The organism is Nostoc punctiforme PCC 73102 (assembly GCF_000020025.1).
In the GTDB taxonomy this organism is placed as follows: Bacteria; Cyanobacteriota; Cyanobacteriia; order Cyanobacteriales; family Nostocaceae; genus Nostoc; species Nostoc punctiforme.
In genome coordinates this window covers 5,991,088-6,003,913 of record NC_010628.1, presented here as the reverse complement: position 1 = coordinate 6,003,913, position 12,826 = coordinate 5,991,088, and the positions used below count along the sequence as shown (strand labels likewise).

Here is a 12,826-nt window from a genome sequence, read left to right as displayed (position 1 = left end):
AATTGAATATGATAGCTAAGTCTAATATGTTATTTGAGCCCAGAGTCAAGACTTTTCCCTCTGTAACCGTAGCCATACCAACTTATAACGAGGTAAATTTTATAGAAAACCTGGTTTTAGGGTTTTTAAGAACAAGTTATCCTAACCTAATCGAGATATTTGTAGCTGATGGTGGCAGCAATGATGGTACTCAAGAAATAGTCAAAAAACTCTCAGATAAAGATGCACGAGTTAAATTAATACACAATCCTGAAAAAATTCAATCGGCTGGTCTTAATTTAATTTTGTCTGAATGTGTAGGTGATATTTTTATTAGAATTGATGCCCATTCAGATTATGCACCTGACTATATTGAAAGATGTATCGAGGCTTTGCTAGAATCAAAAGCTAGCAATGTTGGTGGAGCGCAGCGTTTTGTTGCACAAACTTCCTTCCAAGCTGGTGTTTCCCTTGCATCCAAAAGTTTTCTTGGTAATGGTGGAGCTAAATATAGAAATCCCAACTATACAGGTTATGCAGATACAGTTTATTTAGGGTGCTTCTGGAAAAAGAGTTTATTAGAGATACAAGGTTATAATATCGAAGCAAGTTCTAATGAAGATGCTGAATTAAACTTGAGATTAAAGAAAGTATTTGACACAACACAAATTACTAACCAAGATGCTGAATTAAATCAAAGATTAATTTCCCACAATAAACAAGCAATCTATATTGACTCCAAAATTCGTGCCTGGTACTACCCTCGAAAAAACTGGAAGTCCTTGTTTATTCAATATTTTAGATATGGCAGAGGTCGCTATTTAACGAGTACAAAACACAAACTAAAATCGCAGTTAAGAGGTTTATTACCTTTTGTATTTATATCTACTGTAATTTTACTTCTGATTGTTGATTTACTGTTTCCCAATCTAGGTCTGCCTATAGAAATATTAGTTATAATAGGTTTATTTTTGCCTTTTTTAGAGAGTTTACGAGTTAATTTGGTATATTGGAAAAGCTTTTCTGCCGAAATTTGGCGAGGTAATGAAGATAAAATACCATCATTTTTTAGCCGTTGGTTATTTTGTGGTGTTACTTTATTAAGTATGCCGATTGCTCACTTTTCTGGATATACATATCAATTATTTCGCCAGAAAATTATGGGAGTAAAAACTTGGTAAATTAATATATTTGTTAATCAATTAAAATGCGATCGTACTTTTTATTTATTTGCTTTTTCTATCTTCTAACTCAAAGCGATTCGCCTCCAAATATATTATCGAATACGCTAATTTTTGCAACGCCATAAAATTATCCTTCTATGCAAAAATCTTGAAGTATTTACTGTTTTGTTGATTTGGAGAATCTTATCAAAGCATCTTTTACATCCCAATTTGATATAGACGAACTTCGTAAGCCTCTAAAATAGTACTGAAACCTGCCTCAGTAGATAGTTTGGTAATAGGATTTTGATTAAAAGTAACTAATTTATTAGCTAATTTTTGAGGGAGTTTTACGGTGAGATTAATCTGAGTATCATTGTGATTAACAGCTATCATCAAAAAATTTTTAGTATTAGGAATAGAGAATAATTTAACTTCTATATCTGAGTGATTTACTTGTACTTGATTATTTGAATCTTCCCCTCTAACAATTGCAGGAACATAATCTCGAAATTCCTGAATAGTAGGATACAAAACTGACTCATTCCAGAAATGTGAAGAGAGGTAGTGCGTCCAAAATAGCAGCCCATCTGCCCCTGTAAGGACTGATAAGTAAAACATATAGCGAAATTCTCTTTTTGTTGGTAGTCGTTTTTTGAACTGATTTTTGCTATAAGCCTGTAGTACGTTCCAAAATTTTTTCTTTTTAACATAAGCTAGAGAAATTACTTTATACAGTGCCTTTCGGTAAGATAATACCCATTCGAATTCTGAAACTCCCTCCTCGCAAGGATAACGATCCCACATCAGTATATCCATTGCATCGGCGTAAGATTCAATTTTTTTAATGTCAGCAAAGACTAAAGCAACTGGCTTATAATTATCTTCTTCCTTAATAGCTTGGTATATCTTTTTTAATAAATCTGGAGAGAGCGGTGTAGGTTTTTTAATCTCTGGTTCATCATAAAGATACCAACCATAAACAGAAGGATGATTTTTATAAGTAAGAATAAAATGTTTTACTCCTAAGATATTTTCTGATTCAACTAGGGGACGATAAATTTCTAATAAAACTTTTACTCCTGCTTTCTTAGAAATATCCAGAAATGCTTGAATTTTTCCCTTGTCTGCTTGTACTACATAAGGTATTAATAGATCAATTCCTTTAGAAGATACTTGGGTTGAAACATCAATATTGTAAATGTGGTCATACCAGCCTAAGAAGAAGGGTAAATTTCGTTTCCGATTAACTGTTAAATATTTGGTGGTATTGAAACTCAAAAGAATGCAGCTAGTACTAGCTGTTACCAAAGCAGGAATTAAGCCTATAAATTTACGTCGCTTTATCAGCATGAAATACCAAATTTAATAACACACTTAATTAAATGTCGCATTGATTAGTTTGGCAATATTTGGCATTATCTATAAACTCTTGCAACTTATTCAAGGGAATTATCTGGAATGATGACCCACCTTGCACCGCCGTCGTGATGTAAGCAAACTTTTGTCCACGATAAAACTGGTCACGTCCAACCTTGGTGGCATACCGAGACTTCTGGAAGTCATTAGCAATATTAGAATTATAAATATTTTCTAATAGTTTCACCGTTTTGGCATTTTTTGTGGTGAATTTGATGCTTGAGTCACCACTCACGGTTATTCCTTCTTTGGTCACTGTCCCATTTTCTTCGGTGACATTAGCATAAAAGTATAATTTTCCTTTTGTTCCCTCGTAGCCGTGGGCTTCACTGTTGTATCTCAAAGTTGGTAGTTGCGAACGAGTCTTTGCCCACTTAACAACGGTGTTGATGTTCTGCTCGGGAAGCGCATTTGCAGGAGTGACAGCTAAAATAACTGCGATCGCAGACAAGGCAACTTGGGTTAAATAGTTAAATTTAGAACTTTTGCGCATAGTATTTTCCCGTTAAAGAATACTGATAGCTAAAGCTAAAAAACACCGCAATTTGAGAATTATTTCCAGGGCGGCGTTATTTCGTAATATTCAGTCATCAGTAGCAAAAACAACTTAACATCGACTAGTGACTACTGTCCACCGATCATTGCTGAAGGAAATTTAGTTTCAACTAAGATTTTGCAACAGTTGCAATAATCGTAAAATGGATACTGCCACAAACATCAAAACAGAGGTTTTCGGCATCAGTAGACCATGCCTAGCCTATTCCTGAGTTACAAAACTTAGATTTGATCTCAGCCAAACAAGAGTATGTACTCTTGAGACTGGATGTATCTAAGCTACAGGTTCTACACACTTCTTAATAAACCAGCCTTGAGAACGCAAAACGTTCTAATCTAAAAGCTAACTGGGTTAATTTACTGGCAGTTTTGCAGGCAATACTCTCAGGCTCATAAAGCACAGAGACACCGATGTGTCAAGCCTCAAAGCGATCCAGATTTAACATATATAACGATTATCATGGGAGTTTTACAAATCCGATGAGTGTTAAGGCGAGTGGTGGAAGCTCAGTTGCGCGTCCGCAACTATATCAAACCCTAGCTGTAGCGACAATTACCCAAGCCGAGCAGCAAGACCGCTTTTTGGGAAGTGGTGAACTAAATGAACTGGCAAGCTATTTTGCATCTGGTGCAAAGCGTTTAGAGATTTCCCAGACGCTTACGGATAATGCCGAGATTATTGTGTCTCGCGCTGCCAACCGGATTTTTGTCGGTGGTTCGCCAATGGCTTTTTTAGAAAAGCCCAGAGAAGCAGAACTAGTAACTGCTGGTGGTGGTGATGCTAATGTTCAACAAGGGATGCAACTAGGAACTGTAACCTACGTTGAAAGTCGTGGTGGGTTCCTAGAAAATTTACGATCAATATTTAACTCATCTCCCAGCGGTCCGGTACCCGCAGGTTTCAGACCAATTAACATTGCTCGTTATGGCCCCAGCAACATGGCCAAGAGCTTGCGGGATTTATCCTGGTTCTTGCGCTACGCTACTTATGCGATCGTTGCTGGCGACCCCAACATCATAGCGGTGAACACACGGGGTTTGCGGGAAATAATTGAAAATGCCTGCTCTGGTGAAGCAACGCTAGTAGCTTTGCAAGAAATCAAAGCCGGATCGCTTTCCTTTTTCCGCAAGGATGCTGAGGCTACGGAAATTGTGTCTCAGTACATGGATGTTTTGTTAACAGAATTCAAAGCAGCGACACCTTCAAATAAAGTCCGTCAACGTCCCTCTAGCGACCAGCAAGGGTTGCAACTGCCGCAAATTTACTTTAATGCAGCAGAACGCCGTCCCAAGTTTGTGATGAAAACTGGGTTGTCAAGTAGCGAAAAAAATGAGGTAATCAAAGCGGCATATCGGCAAATTTTTGAGCGCGACATTACCCGTGCTTATAGCTTGTCAATATCTGATTTAGAATCCAAGGTGAAAAATGGCGACATCTCCGTGAAGGAGTTTGTTCGTCGTCTAGCTAAATCTCCCCTTTACCAAAAACAGTTTTACCAGCCTTTTATTAACAGCCGAGTCGTCGAACTTGCTTTCCGCCACATTTTAGGACGGGGCCCAAGTAGCCGGGAAGAAGTACAAAAATACTTCTCGATTATTTCTAATGGTGGTCTACCAGCCTTGGTAGATGCCTTAGTAGATTCTGCTGAATACGGCGACTATTTTGGTGAAGAAACAGTACCATACCTCCGGGGTCTAGGGCAAGAAGCACAAGAATGTCGCAACTGGGGACCGCAGCAAGACCTGTTTAACTACAGTGCGCCTTTCCGCAAAATACCTCAGTTTATCACCACATTTGCTGCTTATGAACAGCCACTACCAGACCAACATCCTTACGGTTCTGGTAATGACCCCTTGGAAATTCAGTTTGGCGCGATTTTCCCGAAAGAAACTCGCAACCCCAGCACCCGTCCGGCTCCTTTTGGCAAAGATACCAAACGCATCCTGATTCACCAAGGTGCAGGGATTAATAACCAAAATAGTAATCCCAAAGCTCGGGGTGAAGCTCCTGGTACTCTTGGACCCAAGGTGTTCAAATTAGACCAACTTCCTGGTACCAGAGGTAAAAAGGCTGCCAAAAATTCTAGCGTCAGATTCTCCGAAAGCTCAACACAAGCTGTGATTAGAGCTGCTTATCTGCAAGTTTTTGGTCGCGATCTCTACGAAGGTCAGCGCCCGAAGGTATTAGAAATTAAGCTGGAAAACGGCGACATCTCTGTACGTGAGTTTATCCGTGCTTTGGCTAAGTCTGATGTATTCCGCAATCTGTACTGGTCATCGCTCTATGTTTGTAAAGCGATCGAGTATATTCACCGCCGCTTGTTAGGTCGTCCGACTTATGGCCGTCAAGAAATCAACAAGTACTTTGATATTGCTTCCAAACAGGGCTTTTACGCCGTCGTTGATGCCATTATTAACAGCGTAGAATACAGCGAAGCATTTGGTGAAGATACAATTCCTTACGAACGGTATCTAACTCCAGGTGGTGTATCAGGGCGACAATTGCGCGTTGGTAGCATTCGGGAAGATGTTGCGGCGAAAGTTCAGAAGGAAGTAACACCGAGCTTTGTGACATTGGGTACAGTCACAGAAAAACGGTCAGAACCAGATATTCAGTTCCGCATTAACCAAGGTGTTAGCAAGCAACGCGAACAAACCAAAATCTTCAAACTGGTTTCGAATACCAGCGACAAAGTTGCAGTAAAAACCTTGATTAGCGCTGCCTATCGTCAGATTTTTGAGCGCGATGTTGCACCCTACATCGCTAAAAATGAATTTACGGCGTGGGAAAGCAAGCTGGGGAACGGCGAAATCAGCGTGAAGGAATTTATTGAAGGTTTGGGTTACTCTAACCTCTACCTGAAAGAATTCTACACACCCTACCCCAACACTAAAGTGATTGAGTTGGGAACCAAACACTTCTTAGGACGTGCGCCATTAGACCAAGCAGAAATCCGTAAGTATAACCAAATTTTGGCTACTCAAGGGATTCGTGCCTTTATTGGTGCTTTGGTAGATAGTGTGGAATACAACCAGGTATTTGGTGAAGATACGGTTCCTTACCGTCGCTTCCCAACCCTACCTGCAGCAAACTTCCCGAATACCGAAAAGCTGTACAACCAGCTGACCAAGCAAAATGATGACGTAGTTGTGCCTAGCTTTAAACCCGTGCAAGCACGTGTAGGAGTTAGTAACGATACACCACTTTTGACGCAGGCGATCGCAGATATAGCAACCCAAACAAACGGTATCAACAAAAGCAAGCCGGCTTTTGCTGAACTGGGTCGTTCCTACAACGATGGTAGCGGACAACCTGTAGAACTGGGTGTGCGTAAACATGCACGCATTTACCGTCTAACAGAAAGTGCAAACCAAGCCGAAACACAACAGGCAATCAACGCCATTTACTGTCAGGTATTAGATGTATTTAGTGGTGAAGTGCCTGATAATTTCCGCCGTACTGACCTAGATAGCAAACTCCAGAATGGTGAAATTTCCGTGCGGCAGTTTGTGCGTGAGCTAGCTAGTTCTGAAATCTATCGTCAGCGCTTCTTGTCACCTTATCCTCATGCCAAGGTGGTTGAGTTCCTTTTCCGTCACCTGTTGGGGCGTACACCCGCAACTCAGGAAGAAATTCGCCAGTATAACCAGCTGCTAGCTGATAGTGGTTTGTCGGCTGCTGTAGAAGCAATAGTCGAAAGCCCAGAATATAGCCGCTACTTCGGTGAACATGTTGTGCCTTACAACCGCTTCCCATCTTTGCCAATAGGTAATTACCTAGGCAGTGTACAGGCGGCTGAGTAAAGATTAAAAACTGGAGACTTGGGACTGGGAATTTAATTTTTCCCAATTCCCAATTCTCCTTTGTAACCTTTCGTAATATTGCTCTCAGATTACAGCTAAAACAGGGAATTCTGAAAGGTAATATTACAAAGTGTTAAGAGCAGTCATAAATGCTCAACAGAATGCCGGAAAATGTTTTGCGGAAGGTAACTGAGTTTAAAAGCTTGTGTGCTTGTGTTGACTCAAGAAAACTCGTAATTAATTAGTCGTAGCAGTTATCAAACTGTTGTGTCTAAAAGCACGAGAGAACAAACTCAGTAAACCAAATTTAGAGTCTCACCAGTTTAATCAAATCCTGGTTTCATTTGTATTGGAGGAATCCATTAATGAGTATCGTCACGAAAGCTATCGTGAATGCTGATGCAGAAGCTCGCTACCTCAGCCCTGGTGAATTGGATCGGATCAAATCCTTTGTTGCCAGTGGTGAACGCCGCGTGCGGATTGCTCAAATTTTGACAGAAAATCGTGAGCGGCTGGTTAAGCAAGCTGGCGATCAATTGTTCCAAAAGCGTCCTGATGTTGTGTCTCCTGGTGGTAACGCTTACGGTCAAGAATTGACTGCTACTTGCCTGCGTGACCTAGATTACTACCTCCGCCTCGTTACCTACGGTATCGTTGCTGGTGATGTTACACCGATTGAAGAAATTGGTGTTATCGGTGCCCGTGAACTGTACAAGTCCTTGGGAACCCCTATTGATGGTGTTGCTGAAGGTATCCGTGGGCTGAAGAATGTAGCTACTACATTGCTGTCTGGTGATGATGCTTCTGAAGCTGGTACCTACTTCGACTACCTAGTTGGTGCCCTGCTATAGGGTGATGCTGTTTCCCTGCCGAAACAGAAGTATTGCAATACGGTTGGAAATAAGGAATTAACAACATGGCTCAAGACGCAATTACCGCTGTCATTAACTCCGCAGACGTTCAAGGTAAATACTTAGACAACTCTGCTTTAGAAAAACTAAAAGGCTACTTCGCTACTGGCGAATTGCGGGTACGTGCTGCTAGCACCATCAGCGCTAATGCTGCTGCGATCGTCAAAGAAGCTGTAGCAAAATCTTTGCTATACTCTGACATCACCCGTCCCGGCGGCAACATGTACACCACCCGCCGCTATGCTGCTTGCATCCGTGATTTGGACTACTACCTCCGCTATGCCACCTACGCTATGTTAGCTGGCGATCCTTCCATTTTGGATGAGCGTGTATTAAATGGCTTGAAGGAAACCTACAACTCTTTAGGAGTTCCCGTTGGTGCTACCGTGCAAGCTATCCAAGCAATCAAGGAAGTAACCGCTAGCTTGGTTGGTTCTGACGCTGGTAAGGAAATGGGCGTTTACTTAGACTATATCTCTTCTGGCTTAAGCTAAGAGCTAGTTTGCGCTTAAGAATTTAGGTGCGGCTTTATTAAGGTCTGGAAATCAACCGTGAGTGCTAGAACGTTATATTGCTTATCTTGGTAGATTATCAGTGATGAGTGTTGGTGGTCTAGTATTGATGTTTGATTTCCAGCCTTGGAATGATTAAAAGATTTGCACTCAAGGTTTTGAGATAAAAAAAGTTTTCACAAAGTTTACAGGAGATTTTCAAAATATGTCCCGTTTGTTTAAAATTACTGCTCTAGTTCCCAGCCAAACCCGAATTCGTACCCAACGCGAACTGCAAAATACCTATTTCACTAAGCTAGTTCCTTATGAAAACTGGTTCCGTGAACAGCAACGTATTCAAAAAGCAGGTGGTAAAATTATCAAAGTAGAACTGGCAACTGGTAAGCAAGGTGCTAATACTGGCTTGTCGTAATTTTGTAAATAGAATATTATTTTAGGGAATTGATAAGAGGTTGAAACAGACCTCTTTTTTGTTGAGAGTTAATACTACAAAAAATCTGTTTTTTATTTCGGAAAATTAGACTATCGCAAAATTTATCAATCTAGGTCTATGGATGATAAAAATTGATAAAGAGGTCTGATATCAGACCTCTTGCTTTTTTGTTACTTGTATTTCTGAAAGTTAAGAGTTGAACATTTCTACAAGGCGATACCCACGAGTATATAGAGGAACTGGAGCGCCAGAATTGTGTTTTTTTCTGGCTTGTTCACAACTTTCATCAAACACAATTAGCGTTTCCTTACCAACTTTCAGCCAGTCTTCATAAGGCACGCTCATATCTTCTTCAACACCACCAATACTAGGTGCTACCATTGCCCGGTAAGCTTCATTGAATTTCCTGCGAAACCGGAAATCTACAGAAATCCTTAGACCTTCAGTTTTCCTTCTTACTGTTTGGTGCAATCCACGGGCATCATTGAAGTACATTGTGCCATGTTGTAGTTGTGCTTCTGTATAGGAGACAACCATTGGAACATCCCGACCTTCATCGAAGTCTGACATCACTTGCATAGACTGTAGTTCCATCTCGCGGGGCATCTCACCTGCTTCAATGGTTATATTATCGATGTCGCCAAATAGTGGCAGAACTACTACAGTCGCATCAGCTGCAACACCTGCCCAGACATCGCTATGGCATTTTGAGCTAGCGAAGGGTAAACTCAATTTTTTTGCGTCAGTTTTACCATAAACCATACGGAGATTGACTGGTAAATCTACTGCATCAATCAGTTCATTTGCTCCTAGTTGGTAGAAAGCCTCAGCTACGCTTTTTTGAAAAAGGTTAAATGCGAGAGTATGTTCTCGCTTAGGCATCAAAAGACCAGTGCCGGTGTAGTTCGGTAATGTATTTCTTGTTTCCAATAGTCGTTCAAGCATTTCAGCTTCTGAAAGAATTATGTGACTATTCAGACATCCTGAAATATAACCAGCAGCAGCAATGCGGATCTGCTGGAACAACTCAGCCTTTAATGTGTGTTCAAACAGTAGCCGATACTGTCGTCTTGTAGCAATTTTATCAGCAAGTTCATCAAAGAGTTGATCGCCAAGTTGAGAGAATGTGATCGCCCGATCGTATTCTACGCGATCGCCCACTACTGACTTGGCTAACAGTTTTTGTAACATCATATCTTCCAAGGTTATTCTAAATTATTTAAATCACTCATACATCCCAAGCCATTTCATTTTAAAAACGATCTGACTATTACAACCTAACAAGATTATTCTCCTTATACTTCGTAAAATATACTGTTTACTTTCTATTTTTTATCTTGATTTAAAGAGTTAATTTTAACCAGATTAGTAAAGTATATGTAAAGGTAAGGTTTAAACCTCAAAGTATTTATGTGTGGAGTAGGCATTAACTAAGTATTCCGAAAACTTCATGAAGCCTGATTATATTAATTTTTTTCTATTTGAAGAAATTAAAAAGTTTAGAATATTTGAACTAGGTTATATCTTGAAAACTATGCTTTTTTAACACAAAATTAACCAGAAAACAAAAATCAGTAAAATCAACATTAGCATTAAATTAGCAAAATGTTAAAACATATACAGTATTTAATACTTACTAAACCCCGATTGGTTAAAAGCAACATAAATCTAATATAAATAGATAGTTAAAAATGTCAAATAATCACAAAGACTCAACTATAAACTTATACAATCACACAGCATCAGACTGGATTAGAGGAGAACCTAGTTCTCTCTCAGACTTTACAGCACGCCCTTCTGTACTAGAGCTTTGTGAGCCTGTTAGTGGACTGCGAGTAGTTGATATAGGTTGTGGAGAAGGTTATTGCAGTCGAGAATTACATAGGCGTGGTGCTGCACAAGTATATGGAATAGACCTTTCCCAAGGCATGATTGAAGCCGCAAAGTTGCAAGAAGTAGAACATCCTTTAAGTATTAGCTACGAAGTAGGATGTGCTACCAATCTCAAGCGGTTTGATGATAGCGAAATTGACTTAGTTGTTGCAGTATTTCTATTTAACTATTTGACAATTTCTCAAACCCAAGAATGTATGGCAGAAGTTGCACGCATTCTTCGTCCCGGCGGTCGATTTGTATTTAGCGTTCCCCATCCATCTTTTCCATATATGCGGGAGGCAGCATATCCGTTTTATTTTCAAGTTGAGGGTGCAGGCTATTTTAGTAATCGAGATCAGCAGTTTCCTGGTCGTATTTGGAAACGAGATGGCTCCTGGTTAAATGTCCAATTGATTCACAAAACTCTTGAAGATTATTTTAATGCCCTTAGAATTGCTGGCTTTAATACTATGCCAATTTTACAGGAATTGCGTGTAACTTCAGAACATATCGCAGTAGACAAATCATTTTTTAGCCCCTTGCTTGACCAACCACTTCATCTAGCCCTACAAATATTACGATGACACAGACATCTTCTTTAGTGATAAATTCCTTCCGTGAAATAACGGTTAATCATCCTCTATGGAGCCATGAGTTCCTAATCCGTTGTCGGGCTGGAAATTTATTTTTACCAGACGTACAGATACTAGCTGTTCAGATGTACAAATTCTCCAAAGAATTTAATCGGATTTTAGCTAGCATCTTATCTTGTTGCGAAGATGAAAGTAGTCAGTTAGTCATCTTAGAAAACCTCTTTGACGAAATGGGACAAGGAGATATAACTCAGTCCCACCCAGAGTTGTTTCGTCAATTTACCCGCGCCCTTGGTATCGACGACGAAACTTTGGCAGCACTACCCACTGCACCTGAAACTCGTGCCCTGATTGAAACTTACTTGCAGATACCACATAAATATGGCTACTTAGCTGCACTGGGTGCTGTCTGTTATGCTTCCGAAGGGATTGTTAGCTCACTCTACACGCAACTATATAAAGGAATTATTGGTGCTACTCCCTTACCCAAAGAAGCCCTGATCTTTTTTGAAGTCCATATTGATGTAGATGATAGTCATGCAGCAAAGCTAGCAGCAGTGATTGAACCTCGAATTCCCATGAATGAGGAGGATATCAAGGTAAAACTGGCTATTGTAGAAGCTATGGATGCGCGTGTCCAATTTTTTAATGGAATTCAGCGTCAAATCTCTAAATACAGCTTGTATCCTGATTCATGGGTGCATTTTGATGCATTGCTGTAGTATTGTGTCAAGTTTAAATTGATGGGTAAATAAGTTTGTAGTAAGCACTAAAGTCCTTACTACAAATCCTCAAAACTAGCTGGGCAAAGCAATAAGTAAAAATACGGTTGTAACAATGAGGATTTGTAGCATTAGAATACAAACAGTTTTACTTGTTTTTTTGGGATTTTAAATCTGTAATAAAGCATTTTCAAAGTATAACTACAGAAAATTTTGTCATTAAAATAATCTTTTTAAGAAATTAGTTGTCGAGTCTTGGGCAAATTCACAAAGCAAAATTAGGTGTAGTCATCAGGAGGCTTCCATGTACGGTTTAGTGAACAAGGCGATTCAAGACATGGTATGCAGTCGTTTTGGCGAAGAGACTTGGAAACAAATTAAGCACAAAGCAGAGGTGGACGTAGATGTTTTCCTCAGTATGGAAGGCTATCCCGATGACATCACCCACAAGTTGGTAAAAGCTGCTAGTGTCATTCTAAGTTTATCTCCCAAACAAATTATGCAAGCCTTTGGGGAATTCTGGGTTCAGTACACAGCACAAGAAGGCTATGGTGAAATGCTGGACATGAGTGGAGATACATTGCCTGAGTTTTTAGAAAACCTCGACAATCTTCATGCTCGTGTAGGAGTTAGCTTTCCTAAACTCCAGCCCCCATCATTTGAGTGTACTGATATGGAGGAAAATTCTCTAAGTTTACACTATCGTTCTGATCGAGAAGGGCTAACTCCAATGGTTATTGGTCTAATCAAAGGATTGGGGACAAGGTTTGATACAGAAGTTCATATTACCCAAACCCAGAATCGGGATGAAGGTGCTGAACATGATGAATTTTTAGTGATTTATAAACCAAATTGAGTGT

The 12,826-nt window shown here is 39.9% G+C and carries 10 protein-coding genes and 1 pseudogene; 8 read left to right on the top strand and 3 right to left on the bottom strand.

Going from position 1 to position 12,826, the window contains the following annotated elements; genetic code table 11:
- Positions 1-8: 8 nt before the first annotated feature.
- Positions 9-1,160: a glycosyltransferase family 2 protein gene (locus NPUN_RS24485; RefSeq protein WP_012411149.1), complete on the top strand. Its 1,152-nt coding sequence runs from the start codon at positions 9-11 to the stop codon at positions 1,158-1,160.
- 201 nt (positions 1,161-1,361) lie between these two features.
- Here the strand turns inward: NPUN_RS24485 and NPUN_RS24480 are convergent, their stop codons facing one another.
- Together NPUN_RS24480 and NPUN_RS24475 are read right to left on the bottom strand one after the other, a co-directional pair.
- Positions 1,362-2,495, bottom strand: a complete 1,134-nt coding sequence (locus NPUN_RS24480; RefSeq protein ID WP_012411148.1) for a hypothetical protein — start codon at positions 2,493-2,495, stop codon at positions 1,362-1,364.
- 28 nt (positions 2,496-2,523) lie between these two features.
- Positions 2,524-3,054 carry a hypothetical protein gene (locus NPUN_RS24475; protein WP_012411147.1) on the bottom strand — a complete coding sequence of 177 codons (531 nt, stop codon included), beginning with the start codon at positions 3,052-3,054 and terminating at the stop codon, positions 2,524-2,526.
- 542 nt (positions 3,055-3,596) lie between these two features.
- Between NPUN_RS24475 and NPUN_RS24470 the strand changes: the two are divergent.
- The 4 genes and pseudogenes from NPUN_RS24470 to NPUN_RS24455 all read left to right on the top strand — a co-directional run.
- Positions 3,597-6,914 (top strand): annotated as a pseudogene (locus NPUN_RS24470) (phycobilisome rod-core linker polypeptide); the annotation flags it as partial.
- Between the two features lie 371 nt (positions 6,915-7,285).
- Positions 7,286-7,771 (top strand): allophycocyanin subunit alpha, encoded by a 486-nt coding sequence (gene apcA / locus NPUN_RS24465; protein WP_012411145.1) that lies wholly within the window; start codon positions 7,286-7,288, stop codon positions 7,769-7,771.
- Between the two features lie 65 nt (positions 7,772-7,836).
- Entirely contained in the window at positions 7,837-8,325 is a 489-nt protein-coding gene (gene apcB, locus NPUN_RS24460; RefSeq protein ID WP_012411144.1) for an allophycocyanin subunit beta, read from the top strand.
- 223 nt (positions 8,326-8,548) lie between these two features.
- Positions 8,549-8,755, top strand: a complete 207-nt coding sequence (locus tag NPUN_RS24455; protein ID WP_012411143.1) for a phycobilisome linker polypeptide — start codon at positions 8,549-8,551, stop codon at positions 8,753-8,755.
- A 210-nt stretch (positions 8,756-8,965) separates the two neighbouring features.
- Here the strand turns inward: NPUN_RS24455 and NPUN_RS24450 are convergent, their stop codons facing one another.
- Complete coding sequence (locus NPUN_RS24450; RefSeq protein ID WP_012411142.1) at positions 8,966-9,970, bottom strand: hypothetical protein; 1,005 nt, start codon at positions 9,968-9,970, stop codon at positions 8,966-8,968.
- A gap of 497 nt (positions 9,971-10,467) precedes the next feature.
- Here NPUN_RS24450 and NPUN_RS24445 point away from each other — a divergent pair, with 497 nt between their 5' ends.
- The 3 genes from NPUN_RS24445 to NPUN_RS24435 all read left to right on the top strand — a co-directional run bounded on the left by NPUN_RS24445 (position 10,468) and on the right by NPUN_RS24435 (position 12,822).
- A complete protein-coding gene (locus tag NPUN_RS24445) occupies positions 10,468-11,235 on the top strand; it encodes a class I SAM-dependent methyltransferase (RefSeq protein ID WP_012411141.1) in 768 nt (255 codons plus the stop codon).
- Positions 11,232-11,966: an iron-containing redox enzyme family protein gene (locus NPUN_RS24440; protein ID WP_012411140.1), complete on the top strand. Its 735-nt coding sequence runs from the start codon at positions 11,232-11,234 to the stop codon at positions 11,964-11,966. The genes NPUN_RS24445 and NPUN_RS24440 overlap by 4 nt, the downstream gene beginning before the upstream one ends.
- Positions 11,967-12,270: 304 nt before the next feature.
- Positions 12,271-12,822, top strand: coding sequence for a heme NO-binding domain-containing protein (locus tag NPUN_RS24435; RefSeq protein WP_012411139.1), 552 nt, complete (start codon positions 12,271-12,273; stop codon positions 12,820-12,822).
- Positions 12,823-12,826 lie beyond the last annotated feature (4 nt).

Bases quoted from the DNA above. Each gene is read 5' to 3' on its own strand.
- NPUN_RS24485 (WP_012411149.1), top strand. From the start codon at position 9: ATGATAGCTAAGTCTAATATGTTATTTGAGCCCAGAGTCAAGACTTTT.
- NPUN_RS24480 (WP_012411148.1), bottom strand. From the start codon at position 2,495: ATGCTGATAAAGCGACGTAAATTTATAGGCTTAATTCCTGCTTTGGTA.
- NPUN_RS24475 (WP_012411147.1), bottom strand. From the start codon at position 3,054: ATGCGCAAAAGTTCTAAATTTAACTATTTAACCCAAGTTGCCTTGTCT.
- apcA (WP_012411145.1), top strand. From the start codon at position 7,286: ATGAGTATCGTCACGAAAGCTATCGTGAATGCTGATGCAGAAGCTCGC.
- apcB (WP_012411144.1), top strand. From the start codon at position 7,837: ATGGCTCAAGACGCAATTACCGCTGTCATTAACTCCGCAGACGTTCAA.
- NPUN_RS24455 (WP_012411143.1), top strand. From the start codon at position 8,549: ATGTCCCGTTTGTTTAAAATTACTGCTCTAGTTCCCAGCCAAACCCGA.
- NPUN_RS24450 (WP_012411142.1), bottom strand. From the start codon at position 9,970: ATGATGTTACAAAAACTGTTAGCCAAGTCAGTAGTGGGCGATCGCGTA.
- NPUN_RS24445 (WP_012411141.1), top strand. From the start codon at position 10,468: ATGTCAAATAATCACAAAGACTCAACTATAAACTTATACAATCACACA.
- NPUN_RS24440 (WP_012411140.1), top strand. From the start codon at position 11,232: ATGACACAGACATCTTCTTTAGTGATAAATTCCTTCCGTGAAATAACG.
- NPUN_RS24435 (WP_012411139.1), top strand. From the start codon at position 12,271: ATGTACGGTTTAGTGAACAAGGCGATTCAAGACATGGTATGCAGTCGT.